20 protein-coding genes are annotated in these 17,288 nt (G+C 58.6%); 10 read left to right on the top strand and 10 right to left on the bottom strand.

Annotation, left to right across the window (positions count from 1 at the left end; translation table 11 throughout):
• The first annotated feature begins 29 nt into the window (after positions 1–29).
• The 4 genes from bufA2 to cfaB all read left to right on the top strand — a co-directional run bounded on the left by bufA2 (position 30) and on the right by cfaB (position 3,243).
• On the top strand, positions 30–281 hold the full coding sequence (bufA2, locus tag AC1DVF_RS11530) for a BufA2 family periplasmic bufferin-type metallophore (RefSeq protein WP_093429581.1): 252 nt from the start codon (positions 30–32) through the stop codon (positions 279–281).
• 65 nt (positions 282–346) lie between these two features.
• Positions 347–1,192, top strand: coding sequence for an MNIO family bufferin maturase (gene bufB / locus AC1DVF_RS11525; RefSeq protein WP_093429582.1), 846 nt, complete (start codon positions 347–349; stop codon positions 1,190–1,192).
• On the top strand, positions 1,183–1,971 hold the full coding sequence (locus AC1DVF_RS11520) for an HvfC/BufC family peptide modification chaperone (protein WP_477782476.1): 789 nt from the start codon (positions 1,183–1,185) through the stop codon (positions 1,969–1,971). Before bufB ends, AC1DVF_RS11520 begins: the two co-directional genes overlap by 10 nt.
• An 84-nt stretch (positions 1,972–2,055) precedes the next feature.
• Entirely contained in the window at positions 2,056–3,243 is a 1,188-nt protein-coding gene (gene cfaB, locus AC1DVF_RS11515) for a C17 cyclopropane fatty acid synthase CfaB (protein ID WP_477782475.1), read from the top strand.
• 35 nt (positions 3,244–3,278) lie between these two features.
• Here the strand turns inward: cfaB and cls are convergent, their stop codons facing one another.
• Positions 3,279–4,718, bottom strand: a complete 1,440-nt coding sequence (gene cls, locus AC1DVF_RS11510; RefSeq protein WP_194935720.1) for a cardiolipin synthase — start codon at positions 4,716–4,718, stop codon at positions 3,279–3,281.
• A gap of 131 nt (positions 4,719–4,849) precedes the next feature.
• Here cls and AC1DVF_RS11505 point away from each other — a divergent pair, with 131 nt between their 5' ends.
• On the top strand, positions 4,850–5,368 hold the full coding sequence (locus AC1DVF_RS11505; RefSeq protein ID WP_034152149.1) for a DUF3617 domain-containing protein: 519 nt from the start codon (positions 4,850–4,852) through the stop codon (positions 5,366–5,368).
• Positions 5,369–5,461: 93 nt separating this feature from the next.
• Here the strand turns inward: AC1DVF_RS11505 and AC1DVF_RS11500 are convergent, their stop codons facing one another.
• The 6 genes from AC1DVF_RS11500 to folE2 are packed head-to-tail and all read right to left on the bottom strand — an operon-like array spanning position 5,462 to position 10,668.
• Positions 5,462–6,793 (bottom strand): dihydroorotase, encoded by a 1,332-nt coding sequence (locus tag AC1DVF_RS11500; RefSeq protein WP_460089331.1) that lies wholly within the window; start codon positions 6,791–6,793, stop codon positions 5,462–5,464.
• A gap of 3 nt (positions 6,794–6,796) precedes the next feature.
• Positions 6,797–7,357 carry a gamma carbonic anhydrase family protein gene (locus AC1DVF_RS11495; protein WP_093429587.1) on the bottom strand — a complete coding sequence of 187 codons (561 nt, stop codon included), beginning with the start codon at positions 7,355–7,357 and terminating at the stop codon, positions 6,797–6,799.
• Positions 7,354–8,229: a metal ABC transporter substrate-binding protein gene (locus tag AC1DVF_RS11490; protein ID WP_477782474.1), complete on the bottom strand. Its 876-nt coding sequence runs from the start codon at positions 8,227–8,229 to the stop codon at positions 7,354–7,356. The genes AC1DVF_RS11495 and AC1DVF_RS11490 overlap by 4 nt, the downstream gene beginning before the upstream one ends.
• A gap of 11 nt (positions 8,230–8,240) precedes the next feature.
• A complete protein-coding gene (locus AC1DVF_RS11485; protein ID WP_477782473.1) occupies positions 8,241–9,107 on the bottom strand; it encodes a metal ABC transporter permease in 867 nt (288 codons plus the stop codon).
• Positions 9,107–9,775: a metal ABC transporter ATP-binding protein gene (locus AC1DVF_RS11480; RefSeq protein ID WP_093429590.1), complete on the bottom strand. Its 669-nt coding sequence runs from the start codon at positions 9,773–9,775 to the stop codon at positions 9,107–9,109. The genes AC1DVF_RS11485 and AC1DVF_RS11480 overlap by 1 nt, the downstream gene beginning before the upstream one ends.
• The gene (gene folE2 / locus AC1DVF_RS11475; RefSeq protein ID WP_460130441.1) at positions 9,772–10,668 is read right to left on the bottom strand and encodes a GTP cyclohydrolase FolE2; all 897 of its coding nucleotides are present in this window, start codon (positions 10,666–10,668) and stop codon (positions 9,772–9,774) included. The genes AC1DVF_RS11480 and folE2 overlap by 4 nt, the downstream gene beginning before the upstream one ends.
• A gap of 84 nt (positions 10,669–10,752) precedes the next feature.
• On the opposite strand from folE2, the gene AC1DVF_RS11470 reads away from it, so the two are divergent.
• The gene (locus AC1DVF_RS11470) at positions 10,753–11,955 is read left to right on the top strand and encodes an N-acetylmuramoyl-L-alanine amidase (RefSeq protein WP_460089327.1); all 1,203 of its coding nucleotides are present in this window, start codon (positions 10,753–10,755) and stop codon (positions 11,953–11,955) included.
• On the opposite strand, the gene AC1DVF_RS11465 is transcribed toward AC1DVF_RS11470, so the two are convergent.
• Positions 11,952–12,329: a glutamine synthetase gene (locus tag AC1DVF_RS11465; protein ID WP_477782472.1), complete on the bottom strand. Its 378-nt coding sequence runs from the start codon at positions 12,327–12,329 to the stop codon at positions 11,952–11,954. The genes AC1DVF_RS11470 and AC1DVF_RS11465 overlap by 4 nt on opposite strands.
• Positions 12,330–12,553: 224 nt before the next feature.
• Between AC1DVF_RS11465 and zigA the strand changes: the two genes are divergently transcribed.
• Together zigA and AC1DVF_RS11455 are read left to right on the top strand one after the other, a co-directional pair.
• Positions 12,554–13,759 carry a zinc metallochaperone GTPase ZigA gene (gene zigA / locus AC1DVF_RS11460; RefSeq protein WP_099757564.1) on the top strand — a complete coding sequence of 402 codons (1,206 nt, stop codon included), beginning with the start codon at positions 12,554–12,556 and terminating at the stop codon, positions 13,757–13,759.
• On the top strand, positions 13,759–14,403 hold the full coding sequence (locus tag AC1DVF_RS11455; RefSeq protein ID WP_093429594.1) for a DUF1826 domain-containing protein: 645 nt from the start codon (positions 13,759–13,761) through the stop codon (positions 14,401–14,403). Before zigA ends, AC1DVF_RS11455 begins: the two co-directional genes overlap by 1 nt.
• Before the next feature lie 4 nt (positions 14,404–14,407).
• On the opposite strand, the gene AC1DVF_RS11450 is transcribed toward AC1DVF_RS11455, so the two are convergent.
• Positions 14,408–14,764, bottom strand: a complete 357-nt coding sequence (locus AC1DVF_RS11450) for an NADH:ubiquinone oxidoreductase (protein WP_093429595.1) — start codon at positions 14,762–14,764, stop codon at positions 14,408–14,410.
• Between the two features lie 29 nt (positions 14,765–14,793).
• On the opposite strand from AC1DVF_RS11450, the gene AC1DVF_RS11445 reads away from it, so the two are divergent.
• Positions 14,794–15,762: a CobW family GTP-binding protein gene (locus AC1DVF_RS11445; RefSeq protein WP_477782471.1), complete on the top strand. Its 969-nt coding sequence runs from the start codon at positions 14,794–14,796 to the stop codon at positions 15,760–15,762.
• A 78-nt stretch (positions 15,763–15,840) separates the two neighbouring features.
• Here the strand turns inward: AC1DVF_RS11445 and AC1DVF_RS11440 are convergent, their stop codons facing one another.
• Positions 15,841–16,254, bottom strand: a complete 414-nt coding sequence (locus tag AC1DVF_RS11440) for a DUF3301 domain-containing protein (RefSeq protein ID WP_026000521.1) — start codon at positions 16,252–16,254, stop codon at positions 15,841–15,843.
• Between the two features lie 117 nt (positions 16,255–16,371).
• Here AC1DVF_RS11440 and pdxY point away from each other — a divergent pair, with 117 nt between their 5' ends.
• Positions 16,372–17,244 (top strand): pyridoxal kinase PdxY, encoded by an 873-nt coding sequence (gene pdxY / locus AC1DVF_RS11435; RefSeq protein ID WP_477782470.1) that lies wholly within the window; start codon positions 16,372–16,374, stop codon positions 17,242–17,244.
• Positions 17,245–17,288 lie beyond the last annotated feature (44 nt).

Genomic DNA, 17,288 nt, shown 5'->3' with positions numbered 1-17,288 from the left:
ACCCCTGACGATTACCGAGGATAAGAAAAATGACCATCAAGACCGCTGCTGCTGGTGCCGCTCTCGCTTTGGCTGCCGCCACAATGTTTGCCGGTGTTGCCTCCAACGCGATGGCCGCCGATGCCAACGTTCACTGCTACGGCGTGACCGCTTGCAAAGGCCAGAACGACTGCAAAACCAAAGACCACGCCTGTAAAGGCATGGGCGCCTGCAAAGGCCAGGGCTTCAAGGCAATGACTCAGGCGGCGTGCGAAAAAGCCGGTGGCAAGGTCGGCGAATAACTGACCGGCAAGTGTTGCCGCAGTGGTTTGCGCCACTGCGGCCACTTTTTATCAGGAGTCCGCACATGTCCGCCTCTTTTCCTTTTCTGGGTTATGGCCTGGGTTTACGCAGTGCTTATTATCAACAGATCCTTGAGCAGTCGCCGGATGTCGACTGGTTCGAAGTGGTCTCGGAAAACTTCATGGTGCAGGGCGGCAAGGCTCTGTATTACCTCGATGCCTTCGCCGAACGCTATCCGTTGGTGATGCACGGCGTATCGTTGTCCATCGGCGGGCCGCATGCCCTCGATCCTGACTACCTCAAACAACTCAAACAATTGGCCGAACGCGTCCGACCGGCATGGATTTCTGATCACCTGTGCTGGAGCCGCGGCAATGCCCATCAGCTACACGATTTGCTGCCGTTGCCTTACACCGAAGAAAGCCTGGTCCACATTGCTGCTCGGGTGATGCAGGTTCAGGACATTCTGCAGCGCCCGTTGGTGCTGGAAAACGTCTCCAGTTACGTGCGCGGCGCCTCTGACGAATTCACCGAGTGGGAGTTTCTTGCTTTGCTCAGCCATGTGAGCGGCTGCGAATTACTGCTGGATGTGAACAATGTCTACGTCAGTTCACGTAATCATGGCTTCGATCCATGGGACTTCATCAGCAGCCTGCCCGTTGATAAAGTCCGCCAACTGCATCTGGCGGGGCACAGCGATTACGGCGATTACGTGATCGACACCCACGACCATCCGGTGAGCGATCCGGTCTGGGCGCTCTATCAACGCACACTCGAACATTTCGGCCCGGTGGCCACGTTGCTGGAACGCGACGATCATTTTCCGCCCTTCGAAGCGCTGCTTGATGAACTACAAACGGCCCGTCAGCTCGGGAACAAGGTTCTTGCGCGGAGGCAACCATGCTCCTGAAAGACTGGCAACTGGCGTTTGAAGCGTTTCTGCTCGAAGAAGACCCCAACGCGAATCCGACGTTGAGCGAGAGCCTGATCGGTGGCCCGACACTGGATGTCGGCACGGGACTGGCGATCTACCACAATGCTTACAAGGCGCGTTTGCTGGACGTGTTGCGCAATGACTTTCCCACGAGCCTGCACTGGCTGGGCGATGAGGAATTCGACCGCCTCGCAATGGCTTACATCTATCGGTATCCGTCTGCGCACTTCAGCCTGCGCTGGTTGGGTAAAGGCTTCGAAGGCTTCGTCCGCGAGCATCTGGTGCCGGAACAGAGCGCGCCGCTGGCCGAGCTGATTGCGCTCGAATGGGCCTTCACCCTGGCTTTCGATGCACCTGCCGCTGAGCCGCTGACAATTGAGGCCATGGCGGCTTTGGCTCCGGAGGAGTGGCCCGAATTACGCGTCAGAGCGGTGCCGTCCATGCAACGGCTGGAGTGCCGTTTCAACAGCCTTTCTTTATGGCGCTCGGTAAAGGAAGAAGCGCAATTCCCTGAAAGCGCGCCGTTCGAAATCCCACAGATCTGTCTGATCTGGCGCAACCAATTGATCTGCAGTTACCGCAGCCTGGATCCAGCCGAAGCCACAGCTCTCATGGGCATACTCAACGGTGGCTGGAATTTCGCCGAACTGTGCGCCGAGTTAGCAGTCACTTATGGTGAGGGCGCGCCACTTCAAGCGGTTACCTGGTTGAAACAGTGGATACAGGATGGTTTGCTGGAGCGTCTGCAACGATAGACAAGGTTAATCAAATCGATAGCCTGCTATTTTTTCGGGATGGTCTACCCTCAGATCTGACGTCTGAAACAAGGGGGATTTTCCATGCTCGCGCAACTTCCACCGGCCTTAAAGAATCTGCAGCTTCCGCTGCGCCTGCGACTCTGGGATGGCCATGAGTTCAATCTGGGGCCGGCGCCCAGCGTCACCATCGTGGTCAAGGACCCGACGATGGTCACCCAGTTTACCCATCCAAGCCTCGACACGCTCGGAGCGGCATTCGTTGAAGGCAAGCTGGAACTGGAGGGCTCGATCAGCGAGGTCATCCGGGTCTGCGACGAATTGAGCAACGCGTTGCTCGGCGAAGATGACGACAGTCAGCCAGTGCGTACCTTGCACGACAAGGAAACCGACGCCAAAGCCATTTCCTACCATTACGACCTGTCGAATGCGTTCTACCAGCTCTGGCTGGACAGCGACATGGCCTACTCCTGCGCGTATTTCGAAACCGGCAGCGAATCCCTCGAGCAGGCGCAACAAGCCAAATTCCGCCACCTTTGCCGCAAGCTGCGTTTGCAGCCGGGTGACTATCTGCTGGATGTCGGTTGCGGCTGGGGTGGGCTGGCCAGGTATGCCGCGCGGGAGTTCGGGGCGAAAGTGTTCGGCATCACCCTGAGCAAGGAACAACTGGAACTGGCCCGCGAACGGGTCAAAGCCGAAGGCCTGGAGGACCAGGTCGAACTGCAATTGCTCGACTATCGCGACCTGCCTCAGGACGGGCGTTTCGACAAGGTAGTCAGCGTCGGCATGTTCGAACACGTTGGCCATGCCAACCTGGCCGAGTACTGCAAAACCCTGTTTGGCGCGGTGAAGGAGGGCGGTCTGGTGATGAACCATGGCATCACCGCCAAGCACACCGACGGCCGCCCGGTGGGACGTGGTGCCGGGGATTTCATTGAGAAATACGTCTTCCCCAACGGCGAATTACCGCACCTGGCGATGATATCGGCCGAGATCAGCGAAGCCGGTCTGGAGATTGTCGACGTCGAAAGCCTGCGCCTGCACTACGCGCGCACGCTGGACCACTGGAGTGAGCGGCTGGAGGACAACCTGGAAGCCGCTGGCAAACTGGTGCCGGATCAAGCGCTGCGTATCTGGCGTCTGTACCTGGCCGGCTGCGCTTATGCGTTTGCGCGCGGCTGGATCAATCTGCACCAGATCCTCGCGGTGAAGGCGCATGCGGATGGCAGCCATGAACTGCCGTGGACGCGCGACGATATCTACAACCCTTAACCGCTAAGCAGTCCTTTTCTTACCGGTGAGGGCTTTCATAGAATCGGTGAAATAAGCCGGGCGATCCGCATGCCGACCTGTTGCAGGCGGTGGATCTCCCGGCTTTCTTCTTTGGCGACCTCGTAGGCTTGCGCGAAATCGGCGCTGAGCATGTTCTCCACGCTGGCGGCGAAGTCACTGTCGACGGTCAGCAGCATCACTTCGAAATTCAGCCGGAACGAACGGTTGTCCAGATTGGCGCTGCCGATCGCGCTGATCTCGCTGTCGATCAACACCACTTTCTGATGCAGGAAACCGGGTTCGTAGCGGAATACCCGTACGCCGGCGCGCACGGCTTCAAAGGCGTAGAGACTGGACGCGGCGTAAACGATGCGGTGATCGGGACGCGACGGCAGCAGCAATCGCACGTCGACGCCACGCAATACGGCCAGCCTCAGTGCGGCGAATACGGCTTCGTCCGGAATGAAATACGGGCTGGTGATCCACACCCGTTCGGTCGCCGCGTGGATCGCTTCGACAAAGAACAACGAGCAGGTTTCGTAGGCATCCGCCGGGCCGCTGGCGAGCAATTGGCAGAGCACGCCGTCATCCGGGTACTCGTCAGGCAGGATCAGTGGCGGCAGTGCGCGCGCAGCCCAGAACCAGTCTTCGGCAAAGGATTCCTGCATGCAGGCGACCACCGGGCCACGTACCTTCACATGCGTATCGCGCCAAGGTGCCAGCGGTGGTTTTTCACCCATGTATTCATCGCCAACGTTATGCCCGCCGACAAACCCGACCACTCCATCGACCACGACGATCTTGCGGTGATTACGGAAGTTGACCTGAAAGCGATTGAGCCAGCCACTGCGTGTGGCGAAGGCTTTGACCTCGACGCCGCCATCACGCAACGTCTGCACATAGCTGTGGGGCAGGGCATGGCTGCCGATGCGGTCGTAAAGCAGATGGATGGATACGCCTTCAGCGGCCTTCTTCAGTAGCAGATCACGCAAACCCTGACCGAGCCTATCATCGTGGATGATGAAAAACTGAATCAGCACGGCTTCTCTGGCTTGATCGATGGCGTGGAAAATCGCCTCGAACGTGGCTGCACCGTTGACCAGTAATTGCACTTCGTTATTCGCCAGACACGGCATGCGTCCGAGTTTGGGCATTGCGCGTAACGAAGCGTAGGCATTCGAGGCACGCGCGGTCAGGGCTTCTTCCACCCACGGACGCCAGTTCAACTCGGAGATGGCCTGACGCATCTGTTCGTTGGCCTGGCGTCGTGCCTGGATGTAACCATCAAAGGTGCTGCGCCCGAACACCAGGTACGGAATTAGCGTGAGATAGGGAATGAAGATCAGCGACAATGCCCAGGCGATCGAGCCTTGAGCCGTGCGCACGGTGAGCACCGCGTGAATTGCGGCGATCAGACCGAGGGTGTGTATCAGGGCGATCAGATAACCGAAAATGTGCGGTCCAAAATAATCCATGGGGCAGCCTTGCTCCGGAAGATTCAATGCTTAACAGACCATGTTCTGCCGCGAATGTCGCTATTTAATTGGGGCATGAACCGAAGCAATCGGCCGACGTCTAACGGCCACTACTGATCAGGAGTTTTTCGATGAACGTTCGTCTGCTGGGTTTGGCGCTGGGCCTGGGTTTGGCATTGCCGGTGGTTGCGCAGGCGCAGATGCTGCAGCCGGGGCTGTGGGAAATGACATCGAGCAACGTCAAGGTCGATGACCAGCCGATGGATGTGCAATCGATCCTCGGCCAGTTGCAAGGCCAGATGACCCCGCAACAGCGTGCTGCGCTGGAGAAGAACGGGATCAATATCGGCGGCAAGGGCATTCGTGCCTGTCTGACGCCGGAGCAGGTGGCGACCAACGATATTCCATTGGCCGACCCGCAATCGGGCTGCAAACAGCAGATTACCGACCGCACGGGCAACCAGTGGAAATTCCGTTTCAGTTGCCCGAAAGCGCAGGGTACCGGGGTGGCGACGTTCCTCAGTGATCGTGAATTCACCACCGTGGCCAACGGCACGTTCAATGCGATCGGGATCAATCAGAAGGGCAGTCTGGAGACTCGCGCGGTTTGGTTGGGTCAGGACTGCGGCGCTGTGAAGCCAAGAGCTTAAAAGCTTCGCGAGCAGGTCGAATCGTCGTACCGTCGCTCCCACCTTTGAAATGCAGTCTAATGTGGGAGCCTGCTCGCGAAAGCGTCTTCGTATTCAGCGCATAAACCTCAGCGCCAGCCCCCGACATCCCTCGTTCACCCGACCCTCCCGCCAGGCAATCTGCCCCGACACCATCGTCGCATTCACCCGATGCCGAAAGCTGCGCCCGGCAAACGGCGTCCATCCGCACTGCGACAGAATGGGTTGCCGATCGACCTCCAGCGTCTGCGCCTCAACCAGCACCAGATCCGCCCAGTAGCCCTCACGTAGATACCCACGATCGGGAATCGCAAAAAGATCCGCGACTCTGTGGCTGGTCTTCGCCACCAGCGTAGTGATTGGCAGCACATCGTCCGCCACTAACTCCAGCAGTGCCGGTAAAGCGTGCTGCACCAATGGTAAACCCGCAGGTGCCTGCGCATAAGGTCGCTGTTTTTCAGCCCAGGTATGCGGTGCATGGTCACTGCCGATCACATCGAGTCGATTGCTGTTCAGTGCCGCGCGTAGTGCATCGCGATCGGATTGGGTTTTGATCGCCGGATTGCATTTGATCAGGTTGCCGAGGTGGGGATAGTCGCGATCATCAAACAGCAAATGGTGCAGGCAAACTTCCGCCGTGATGTGTTTTTGCGCCAGCGGTTTGTCCTCGAACAACGCCACTTCACGCGCCGTGGTCAGGTGCAAAACATGCAGGCGCGTGCCGTGACGTTTCGCCAGATCAACCGCCATTGAAGAAGAGCGATAACAGGTCACGGCATTACGGATCAACGCATGGGCAGCCGGGGGCAAACGATCACCGAACAGCTCATGCAAGTTGGCGGCATTGGCGTTGATGCTGGGCGTGTGCTCGCAGTGAGCCAAGAGGATCGTCGGCACCTCGGCGAACAGTCGCTCGAGGATCTTCGGATCGTCCACCAGCATGTTGCCGGTCGATGCGCCCATGAACACTTTCACCCCGGCGACTTCACACGGATTGAGCGCCGCCACTGTATCGAGGTTGTCCTGGCTCACGCCAAAGTGAAACCCGTAGTTGGCCACGGAGTTGATCGCAGCCCGGCGCTTTTTATCCGCCAACGCTTCGAGGGTGAGAGTGGCCGGGTTTGTATTCGGCATGTCCATAAAACTGGTGATGCCACCGGCGACCGCCGCCCGCGACTCGGTATGAATGCTGCCCTTGGCTGGCGCACCAGGCTCACGAAAATGCACTTGGTCGTCGATCATCCCCGGCAGCAGCCATTGGCCCTTCGCGTCGATTTCCACCTTGGCGTTTTCGCCTTCGATGCTGCGGGCAATCTTGACGATGCGCCCATTGCTGACCAATAGATCGCCGTCGAACTCGCGTCCTTCGTTGACCAGCCTTGCGTTGCGAATCAGCACGCTGCTCATGGTTCAGAACTCGTTCTGCAAGGCTTTGTAGCCGCGCACCAGGTCGACGTTGGTGCGCGCCACGTCTTCGGAAAACTCCGAGGCGCTGACGCTCACCGGTGGAAATTGCGAGAGGTCGGTGTTCGGGCCGATGCGAGTCGTCGAGGGCACATAGAAAGCGTCCGGCAAATCCCGACCGTCGACCACCGAGTTGTGCCGCACCACACAACCGTTGCCGACGACGCAGTTGAACAGGACGCTGTTGAAACCGATGAACACTCGATCGCCGACGACGCAGGGGCCGTGCACGATCGAGCGGTGGGCGATGGAACTGTACTCACCGATGGTCACTGCCGCGCCGGATTTGGAATGGATGACCACGCCGTCCTGGATATTCGAATTGGCGCCGATGATGATCGGCTCCATCTCGCCTGAGGCGTCTACTTCGTCGGCGCGAATGACTGCATAGGGGCCAACGAAGACGTTCTCCCCGATCACCACTTTGCCGCAGATGATCGCGGTTTTATCGACGTAGGCCGACTCGGCAATGTGGGGCAGATCACCTGAAGGATTCTTGCGGATCATGGTTGGCTCAGTGCGTCGTAAAGAGTGTTGAGGTTGTATTCGAACAGACCGGTGAAGGTACTGGCGGGACCGCTGGCAGCGAGGGCATCCGAGTACAGCGTGCCGCCAATGTGCGCGCCGCTTTCGTCAGCGATCTGTTTGAGCAGGCGTGCGTCCTTGATGTTTTCCATGAACACCGCTTTGACGTGGGCCTGGCGAATCTGGGTGATCAGCGCGGCGACTTCGGCAGCCGAGGGGTCGCGTTCGGTGGACAGGCCTTGCGGTGCCATGAAGTCGATACCGTAGGCCTGACCGAGATAACCGAAAGCATCATGGCTGGTAACGATCTTGCGGTTGCCCGGTGGCAGCGCACCGAGTTTGGCTTTGGCTTCGGCGAGCAGGGCGTAGATCTGCTTCAGGTAGGTTTTGCTGTTGCGTTCGTAGTCGGCTTTGTTCGCGGGATCCGCAGCGATCAGTGCTTTGGTGATATTGGCGATGTACAACTCGGCGTTCGCCAGATTGTGCCAGGCATGCGGGTCGGGAACGGTTTCGCCGTCTTCATCCAGCGAGCGTGGAATCACGCCGTGACTGGCACTGATGACCGTGGCTTTGGTCTCGGTACTGGTGACCAGACGATCCAGCCATGGCTCGAAACCAAGACCGTTCTTGATGATCAGTTTGGCGCTGAGCAGCGCTTTCGCATCATCCGGTGTCGGCTCGTAAGTGTGCGCATCGCTGTCCGGGCCGACCATATTGGTGATCTGGATATGCTCACCACCGACTTGATGAACCATGTCGGCAAGAATGCTGAAACTAGTGACCACAGGCAGTTTTTCTGCCGCCGACAATGACATCGACAGCATCAGGCTGAACAGCACGAGTAGAGCGCGCATCGGGAAGCACCTCATTGGGATGTGAGCAAAGGCGGGCGGCGCAACAGACCGTGCACCGACCCGAACACCACGGACAACAGATAGCCAAGACCGGCGATCAGCACGATGGCCGGGCCGCTCGGCAACGAGTAGTAGAACGACAGCAGCAAGCCGAACCAGACCGAGAGGCAACCGATGACGGCCGCGATGGCAATCAGGGTCGGCAGCCGGCGGCTCCAGAATCGCGAAGCCGCAGCGGGAAGCATCATCAGGCCGACCACCATCAGCGCGCCGATGGCCTGGAAACCGATTACCAGATTGAGTACGACCAGCGTCAGGAACACGCCGTGGGCGAGTGGGCCGAGGCGGCTGACGGTTCTCAAGAACAACGGATCGAGGGTGTCGAGCAGCAGCGGTTTGTAGATCAGCGCCATGGCGATCAGGCTGAATCCCGAAACCCACATCATGCCGGTGAGGGTCGGACCATCGACGGCCAGTGCTGAGCCGAACAGCAGGTGCAACAGGTCGAGGCGTTTGCCGGCGATGCCGAGGATGAGTACGCCACTGGCCAGCGAGATCGGATAGATCGCAGCGAGACTGGCGTCTTCGCGCAGGCCCGTGCGACGGGTGATCCAGGCGGCGAGGCCAGCCATGCTCAAACCGGCGCCCAAGCCTCCCAGCGTTAACGCGGGCAGGCTCAGTCCGGCAAACCAGAAACCCAGTGCCGCGCCGGGAAGGATACCGTGGGCCACGGCGTCACCGATCAGGCTCATCCGTCGCAGGATCAAGAACACGCCGAGGGGGGCGGTGCTGCACGCCAATACCAATCCGCCGAGCAGGGCACGGCGCATGAACACGAACTCATTAAATGGTTGCCAGAGGTGGGCGACGGTGAGCATCAGGCCACCTGTGTGTGAGGTGTTTGCTGAATGAGTTCTGCGCTTGCACCAAACACGCAGTCGCGGTTTTTGATCAGCAACGTTTTCGGGATGTGTTGGCGTACGGCGGCGAGGTCGTGACACACGACGACCAGTGTCCGACCTTCGCCGTGCCAGCCGTGGATGTGCTGCCAGAGCAACTGCTGACCGAGTTCATCGAGTGCGGCGTGGGGCTCGTCGAGCAGCAGCACGGGCGCGTCGGTCAGGCTCAGTCTCGCGAGCAGGGCGCGTTGCAGTTCGCCACCGGACAGGGCCATGAGTGGGCGTTGCTCAAGTCCGCTCAGGTGCCAGTTCGCCAGTGCGTCTTTCAGGCGCTGGCTTCGTAGTTGAGTCGAGAGCCTGCGTCCCCAGAAACCGGCGGCGACCAGATCTTCAAGGCTGATGGGGAATTGGCGATCCAGATGCTGTTGCTGGGGCAGAAAGGACAACCCGCTTTGACGTGGGACACTCAGCCCGACATTGCCTGCCAATGGCTTTTGTAGCCCGGCGATAACTTTCAGCAGGCTGCTTTTGCCACAGCCGTTGGCACCGATGATCGCCGTCAGGCTGCCGCTGTCGAGTTCAAGGTCCAGGGGCACGGTCAGTGGTTGGCCGGGTGCACCCCAACTCAGGGATTGGCAGCGGATCATGCTTGCTCACGCTGCCAATGGCTTTCGGCGACGGCGTCGTGAGCGTGCAGACTTTCGGCGTGGATCACTCGCAATTGAAATGCGCTGATACCGGGAGTACGTCGCAGGGCCAGATTCAGACGGCGTGCCGCGTCTTCGCAGAACATCAGGTTTTGCCCGTTGGCGAGGGCGAAGGCTTGTTCGTCTGCGCGTTTCACGGCGGTTTGTACGGCGGTGCCGAGGGCAGCTTCAGCGTCATTGATGATCACGCTAAGAGGAAACTCATCAATGAAGTCGTCGAGGTGAAGGTGCAATTGTGCTGTGCTGCGTTGGCTGTGAGGCGTGGCAAGGATGCCTTGGGTCGAGCCAAGCCATGCCAGAACGTCGGCGTGTTGTAGAGCTTTGTTGGCGAAGTCGGCGATGAATTTCTGCTGGATCAACTGTCGCGCCAAGGCTGCTGAGCAAGGGCAAGTTGAGGAGTAGGGCACTTCGATTTTGAGTTCCACGTGGAACACTTCATTTATCAGGCTGGCGAAAATGCTCGCGGGATAAGACTTCCAGCCGGCCAATGGGCTGATTAGCGCTAACCTCTTTAGCAGCAAATCGGTGTGGATATTCAGGTAGGCGCGGGTGGATAAACCTTCGTGGCTTTGCAGGAAATCCTTGAGCACCTGATGCAGTAGCGCTGGGGACAGGTTCTTCTGTTCGAGTGCTTCCAAGGCCAGATACAGCCGCGACATGTGAATGCCACGCGCCTCGCCATCATCAAGACTGACACCCGCATCAGCCTTGGCGCTCAATCGCTGACCCTCTAACAAAACAGGTAACGCAATGCCGCGCATGCCCACCCATTCGAGTGGCAAAGTTTGGCGTGCGGCCTGCGCGGCGATATCCGGAAGTGTCATCGAATTCATGTTCGGGACCGTCGTGTTGATTGAATTGAATGTTACATTATAACAATTCAAATCACGATGCCTTTTTCATGAACAGGCTTTCATATGCACAGACGCCACTTGCTTAATCTGATCCTGGCCAGCGCGGCCCTCGCTCTCCCTTTCAGTGTTTCAGCTACGCAAATTCGTAATGCGCGCCTATGGCGCTCGGATGAAAAGCTACGATTGGTGTTCGATCTAAGCGGCCCGGTGCGCTATAAAACCTTCACGCTAACGGCCCCGGAACGTCTGATAATTGATGTGTCCAGTGCGAGCGTAGGCGCAGATTTCCGTCAGCTCGCGCTAAATGGAACGGTGATTCGTTCGATTCGCTCCGGGCCTTTTGGTCACGGTGACACGCGGATTGTTCTGGATCTGAGCAATCGGGTGCTGTTGAACAGCTTCCTTTTGGCGCCGCAGGACGGCCAGGGCCATCGCTTGGTTCTGGATCTGGTTAGCGCCAAATCAACGCCAAATACGCCAATGGTTCCACGTGAAACACCTGCGCTGAAAGCGCATCCCAGACGCGACATCATTGTTGTCGTTGACCCTGGGCACGGCGGAAAGGATCCCGGTGCTGTCGGTGCCAAGGGCGAAAGGGAAAAGGATGTGGTGCTTGCCATTGCGCAACTGCTCGCCAAACGCCTGAAAAAAGAGAGGGGCTTCAATGTAAAACTGGTGCGCAATGACGACTTTTTCGTGCCGTTGCGCAAACGCGTGGAGATCGCGCGTCAGCATAAGGCGGACATGTTTATCTCAGTGCATGCCGATGCAGCGCCGCGTCTGACTGCTTCCGGCGCGTCGGTCTATTGCCTGTCTGAGGGCGGTGCGACATCGGCGACGGCGCGCTTCATGGCGCAGCGCGAGAATGGTGCGGATCTGCTCGGCGCCACCAGTCTGCTCAACCTGAAAGATAAGGATCCGATGCTGGCGGGGGTGATTCTCGACATGTCGATGAACGCGACGATCGCTGCCAGTCTGCAGTTGGGCAGCACGGTACTTGGCAGTCTGGCCGGCATCACTACGCTGCATCAGAAGCGTGTGGAGCAGGCAGGATTCGCGGTCCTGAAATCGCCAGACGTACCTTCAATTCTGGTGGAGACAGGCTTCATTTCCAATGCGCGCGACAGTCAACGGCTGGTTACTGCGCGACATCAGCAGGCCGTGGCCAACGGTTTGTTTGAAGGATTGCAGCGTTATTTTGCAAAGAATCCGCCCATCGACAGCTACCTTGCCTGGCAGCAGGCGCAGAAAAACACCCAGGTTTAACAGCCGGTAATGCGGCTGCAGGTGAATTTTGCGCTGCTGCCGCCCGAGCTGGAGAAACGATTGATGGTCGTCCAGCCGACACGTCGGGTGTAGCCAACCCAGGCTTCGCCGTCAGAGGCGATCCCGGTGAAAAACGTCAATTGCCCGAAACGGTTGTTGGTCTGCGCCCAATAACGCCGGCCATTTTTCTCAAACCCACGCAGATAAAGGGTGTTGCCGGCGGTGTTGACGCTATAAGCGTTGCCATCGGCGTCGACACAAGCCAGCAGGTTGGCGCTGCGTGTGCAGCTGGCGAGTGCCGGCAACTGCGCGTAGGCATTGCCGCCCAGCAACAACCCAAGGCTCAACATCGAGCATTTCAGCGCATTTCTCATGGCGATTTCCGGGTGCGGGATTGGTGAAGCTTCCTGTTGTTTGTCGATCAAGACAAGAGAAGGCTGGTTTCTTTTTATTGTTATAATATAACATTGATTTGAATTAAGCCTGGGCAGCCCGATTTCAAGGCGTTGGTTTTCTACGTAATCCACCCGTGGGAAGCGCAAAAACGCCATGCGCCAGTAAAAGCGCCAATTGGCTGCCTTCTGAAGAGGATTATCCAATGTCAGCAGAATTGCCCGTCACCGTACTTTCAGGATTTCTCGGCGCTGGAAAAAGTACACTTTTGAATTACGTACTACGTAATCGAGAGGGTTTGCGCGTGGCTGTTATCGTTAATGATATGAGCGAGATCAACATTGATGGCAGCGAAGTCCAGCGTGATGTCAGCCTGAACCGCGCCGAAGAAAAAATAGTCGAAATGAGTAACGGCTGCATCTGCTGTACGTTACGCGAAGACCTGCTGGAAGAAGTCAGCAAGCTGGCCCGTGAAAATCGTTTCGATTACCTGCTGATCGAGTCCACCGGGATTTCCGAGCCACTGCCCGTGGCAGAGACGTTTACCTTCCGCGATGAGCACGGCCAGAGTCTCTCCGACATCGCGCGTCTGGACACCATGGTCACTGTAGTCGACGGTGTGAACTTCCTGCCGGACTACCAGGCAGCGGAAAGCCTCGCGTCCCGTGGCGAGATCCTTGGCGAAGAAGACGAACGCTCCATCACCGATCTGTTGATCGAACAGATCGAGTTCGCCGACGTGTTGTTGATCAGCAAGATCGACTTGATCAGCCAGTGCGAGCGTGAGGAGTTGATCGCGATCCTCCAGCGTCTCAACGCCCAAGCGGAAATCATCCCGATGGTGATGGGTGAGGTGCCGTTGGAAAAAATCCTCAACACCGGGCGTTTCGACTTCGAGAGAGCCGCACAGGCACCGGGTTGGTTGCAGGAATTACGCGGCGAACACGTGCCGGAAACCGATGAGTACGGCATCGCCTCCACAGCCTATCGCGCCCGCCGACCCTTTCACCCGCAACGGTTTTTCAGCTTTATCGATCGTCCTTGGCTGAACGGGAAATTGCTGCGCTCCAAAGGCTTCTTCTGGCTCGCGAGCAAACCCACCGACGCCGGCAGTTGGTCGCAAGCCGGTGGTTTGATGCGCCACGGTTTTGCCGGGCGCTGGTGGCGTTTCGTGCCAAAGGAGCAGTGGCCACAAGATCAGGAAAGCACCGCTGCCATCATGGAAAACTGGCTGTCGAGCGTAGGAGACTGCCGCCAGGAGCTGGTGTTTATCGGTCAAAATATTGATTTCCTACAGCTCTCAGCCGAACTGGATGCCTGCCTGCTCAACGATGAAGAAATGGCGCTCGGTGTCGAAGGCTGGCAATTGTTGCCCGATCCGTTCGGCCCTTGGCACGAAGAGGCTGCCTGATGCTCGCGCTAAAGCTGCTGCAGAACCGTACGCGCCATCAGCATCAAGGTCCGACACCGAAAGCGTTGACGCGAATCCTCGAAGACGACACCAACCTCGCCGTCTGGCAACGCCAACTGCCGTTGCACATCAGCGAGTTCGCCCACCTGCTGCTGTCGCTCAATGAACCCTTGGCGGAATCGTTGTGCCTCGAGTTGCCGGATGAGGACGCCGAGCCTGATCTCACCGGTGTGGCATCAGGCTTCCGTGATCTGGAAGGCTACGAGGGCTTTATCGCCGACCTGAAATGGCTGGTCAGCGCATTCGCCTGCTTACTGGGGGCAAAGCGCGTGGGCCTGCGCCTGCGGGTACTGGATAAAGCCATGTGTCCACGCTTCCATGTCGATCACGTGCCGGTGCGACTGATCACGACTTATGCGGGTGTTGGCAGCCAATGGCTCAAGGAAGGTGCGATGGATCGCCGTCAGCTGGGGCAGGCCAACGCCGAGCCCCACGTGCAAATCCAGCAACTCAACAGCGGCGACGTGGCGCTGTTGAAAGGCGAGAAATGGCACGGCAATGAAGGCTTTGGCCTGATCCACCGCTCGCCACACCCGGACGCGGGGCAGCGCCGTCTGATACTGACCCTCGACTGGCTCGGCTGACGCCTCAAGGCTTGAGCCACTTACCCTGGCTCAGGCCTTCGCAGTACGGTTGCAGATACGCCGCATCCGTGGCCACGCCGTAATAGTGGATATCCTGGCGATAGGGCAGATTGGCGACTTGTGCGTTGCTGCATACGCCAAATGCACCGCTCGGGCACTGGTCGACGTACTGCACTTTGACTTTCTGCCCGGCCAGCGTCGGCTGGCAGAAACCGTCGTTGAACAGTTTCTCCGGGATATTGCGGTTCTGCTGACAGACTTTGACGTCGAGCCGCTCGCCCTGACTGTGCACCACGCAGGCCTGGGCCCATGCTTCACTCGACAGCAGCGCCAACAGCAACGACCATCCCCTCCAACGCATCTTTGAATCTCCCAAGAAAGCTCCCGGCCATGTTGCAGAACATTCCTACCCATGTCATTGCTGGCCCTTTGGGCGCCGGCAAAACCAGCCTGATTCGCCAACTCATGGCCCAGCGTCCAGAAGGCGAACGTTGGGCGGTATTGATCAACGAGTTCGGCCAGATCGGCCTCGACGCCGCCCTGTTGACGAGTGACGCCGAGGGTATCGCACTGGGCGAAGTGGCCGGCGGCTGCCTGTGTTGCGTCAACGGCGCGCCGTTTCAGATTGGCCTGGGGCGGTTGTTGCGCAAGGCGAAGCCGGATCGGTTGTTTATCGAACCGTCCGGGCTGGGGCATCCGGCGCAGCTGATTAGCCAGTTGAATGAGGCGCCGTGGCGAGGTGTGCTGGCGGTGCAGCCGTGTGTGCTGGTGCTGGATGCTCAAGCGCTGCAGGCAGGGAAAGCCTTGCCGGTAGCGCAACAAGAAGCCTTAAAAGCCGCTGGCCTGCTGTTGTTGAACAAGGCTGAAAACCTTGATGACAGGGCCAGAGAAAAAATCGCCAGTCAGTTGCCGGCAGTGCCGTTGGTCTGGACTCAAGAGGCGCAACTAAGCCTGGGCGAACTGCCGGGCCTAGCCGCAAAAGCGGTCAACGGTGTGGATAATTTGGCCGTACCCAAAGGATTATTAGGACAAATGCCGGCCGTCTGGACTGATCCGACGCTGCCGATTTGCCTGAGTCAGGCGCAGGAGGAAGGCTGGAGTATTGGTTGGCGTTGGCATCCGGGACAGACGTTCGACAAGCGGCACATTGCTGACTGGCTAGCCAGCCTCAATTGGCAGCGGGCGAAACTGGTTATCCACAGCTCGGAGGGTTGGGTGTCGGCTAATGCTTTGAATAATGCCGAACTGATCTGGCAAGCCAGCGAATGGCGAAAAGATTCGCGACTCGAGCTGATCTTCGCTGAGGCACAGAGTGTTGAAGTGTTGCAGCGGGAGCTATTGGGGTGTCGGGAGGGTTAGATCAAAAGATCGCAGCCTTCGGCAGCTCCTACATGGGATTTTTTTGCACCCTTTAGAAGCTGCCGAAGGCTGCGATTTTTACGGTTTCCACTTCGTATGTTCTTGCCGCCACTGGCTCAACTCGATCACTTCCGCCCGCGGCTTGTGCACTTCCACTACTGGCGGCGTGTCGTCGAACGGTGCCGGGTAGGGCGCCAGTTCGATCTGCGCACTGTGCGCGCCAAACTGGGTGATGGTGCCGTTATGCCGGGTTTCGCCGGTCACGGTGAATTCAAAGTTGTACACCCGCGCCAGTCGTCGGCGACCGTTGGCGTCCTTGATGAAACCGATCTTCTTCAGGGCAACGTTGCCGTCGAGCAACTCGACCCGTACGTTCAGGCAATGCTGTTTGACCCGCTCCAGCGCGCGCTCGCGCAAGCCGTGGTTGTGCCATAACCACGCGCCGGCAGCGGCGAACAGTATCAGCACGAAGATGTTTTCCAGGGTCAGCATCAACATCGAACTCCAAAAGATAGCGTCAGCTTAACTGCGTCGCTGGTCTGTCGTACAGGCTGCGTTTCGTCGCATACTGCGCGGCTTGAATTTCAATCGTTTTACGGAATGACCCGAATGAAACGTACGCCTCATCTGCTCGCCATTCAGTCCCATGTGGTGTTCGGCCACGCCGGCAACAGCGCCGCGGTTTTTCCGATGCAGCGGGTCGGGGTTAATGTCTGGCCGCTCAACACCGTGCAGTTTTCCAACCACACCCAGTACGGTCAGTGGGCTGGTGAAGTGCTGGCACCGCAACAGATTCCCGAGCTGGTCGAAGGGATTGCTGCGATTGGCGAGCTGGGCAATTGCGATGCGGTGCTGTCCGGTTACCTCGGCAGCGCGGCGCAGGGCCGGGCGATTCTCAGCGGCGTCGAGCGCATCAAATCGGTCAATCCGAAGGCGCTGTATCTGTGCGATCCGGTGATGGGCCATCCGGAGAAGGGCTGCAGCGTGCCGACCGAGGTCAGCGATTTCCTGCTGGAAGAGGCGGCGACCGTAGCGGACATCATGTGTCCAAACCAGTTGGAGCTGGACAGCTTCTCCGGGCGCAAGCCGCAGTCGCTGTTCGATTGCCTGGCAATGGCGCGGGCCTTGCTGGCGCGCGGGCCGAAAGCAGTACTGGTCAAGCATCTGGATTATCCGGGCAAACCGGCCGATGGCTTTGAAATGCTACTGGTGACGGCTGAAGGCAGCTGGCATCTGCGCCGTCCGTTGCTGGCGTTCCCGCGTCAGCCAGTGGGTGTGGGCGATCTGACATCCGGCCTGTTCCTGGCGCGGGTGCTGCTGGGTGACAGTCTGGTGGCGGCGTTCGAATTCACCGCGGCGGCGGTGCATGAGGTGCTGCTGGAAACTCAAGCCTGCGCCAGCTATGAGCTGCAACTGGTGCGGGCGCAGGACCGGATTGCGCATCCACGGGTGAAGTTCGAGGCGACGGCGATCAGTCTGTAAGACCGCGCTGCCCCCATTCGCGAGCAAGCTCGCTCCCACATTTG

Source organism: Pseudomonas sp. P4_D7 (assembly GCF_056401755.1).
The sequence above is the reverse complement of the archived record's forward strand: the minus strand, read 5'-3'. Positions and strand labels throughout refer to the sequence as shown.

What these genes read in the sequence shown, in the direction of transcription:
- AC1DVF_RS11505 (WP_034152149.1), top strand. Translation starts at nt 4,850, where the DNA reads ATGAACGTTCGTCTGCTGGGTTTGGCGCTGGGCCTGGGTTTGGCATTG.
- cfaB (WP_477782475.1), top strand. Translation starts at nt 2,056, where the DNA reads ATGCTCGCGCAACTTCCACCGGCCTTAAAGAATCTGCAGCTTCCGCTG.
- zigA (WP_099757564.1), top strand. Translation starts at nt 12,554, where the DNA reads ATGTCAGCAGAATTGCCCGTCACCGTACTTTCAGGATTTCTCGGCGCT.
- bufA2 (WP_093429581.1), top strand. Translation starts at nt 30, where the DNA reads ATGACCATCAAGACCGCTGCTGCTGGTGCCGCTCTCGCTTTGGCTGCC.
- cls (WP_194935720.1), bottom strand. Translation starts at nt 4,718, where the DNA reads ATGGATTATTTTGGACCGCACATTTTCGGTTATCTGATCGCCCTGATA.
- AC1DVF_RS11520 (WP_477782476.1), top strand. Translation starts at nt 1,183, where the DNA reads ATGCTCCTGAAAGACTGGCAACTGGCGTTTGAAGCGTTTCTGCTCGAA.
- AC1DVF_RS11470 (WP_460089327.1), top strand. Translation starts at nt 10,753, where the DNA reads ATGCACAGACGCCACTTGCTTAATCTGATCCTGGCCAGCGCGGCCCTC.
- AC1DVF_RS11445 (WP_477782471.1), top strand. Translation starts at nt 14,794, where the DNA reads ATGTTGCAGAACATTCCTACCCATGTCATTGCTGGCCCTTTGGGCGCC.
- pdxY (WP_477782470.1), top strand. Translation starts at nt 16,372, where the DNA reads ATGAAACGTACGCCTCATCTGCTCGCCATTCAGTCCCATGTGGTGTTC.
- AC1DVF_RS11495 (WP_093429587.1), bottom strand. Translation starts at nt 7,357, where the DNA reads ATGATCCGCAAGAATCCTTCAGGTGATCTGCCCCACATTGCCGAGTCG.
- AC1DVF_RS11455 (WP_093429594.1), top strand. Translation starts at nt 13,759, where the DNA reads ATGCTCGCGCTAAAGCTGCTGCAGAACCGTACGCGCCATCAGCATCAA.
- bufB (WP_093429582.1), top strand. Translation starts at nt 347, where the DNA reads ATGTCCGCCTCTTTTCCTTTTCTGGGTTATGGCCTGGGTTTACGCAGT.
- AC1DVF_RS11500 (WP_460089331.1), bottom strand. Translation starts at nt 6,793, where the DNA reads ATGAGCAGCGTGCTGATTCGCAACGCAAGGCTGGTCAACGAAGGACGC.
- AC1DVF_RS11490 (WP_477782474.1), bottom strand. Translation starts at nt 8,229, where the DNA reads ATGCGCGCTCTACTCGTGCTGTTCAGCCTGATGCTGTCGATGTCATTG.
- AC1DVF_RS11465 (WP_477782472.1), bottom strand. Translation starts at nt 12,329, where the DNA reads ATGAGAAATGCGCTGAAATGCTCGATGTTGAGCCTTGGGTTGTTGCTG.
- folE2 (WP_460130441.1), bottom strand. Translation starts at nt 10,668, where the DNA reads ATGAATTCGATGACACTTCCGGATATCGCCGCGCAGGCCGCACGCCAA.
- AC1DVF_RS11485 (WP_477782473.1), bottom strand. Translation starts at nt 9,107, where the DNA reads ATGCTCACCGTCGCCCACCTCTGGCAACCATTTAATGAGTTCGTGTTC.
- AC1DVF_RS11450 (WP_093429595.1), bottom strand. Translation starts at nt 14,764, where the DNA reads ATGCGTTGGAGGGGATGGTCGTTGCTGTTGGCGCTGCTGTCGAGTGAA.
- AC1DVF_RS11440 (WP_026000521.1), bottom strand. Translation starts at nt 16,254, where the DNA reads ATGCTGACCCTGGAAAACATCTTCGTGCTGATACTGTTCGCCGCTGCC.
- AC1DVF_RS11480 (WP_093429590.1), bottom strand. Translation starts at nt 9,775, where the DNA reads ATGATCCGCTGCCAATCCCTGAGTTGGGGTGCACCCGGCCAACCACTG.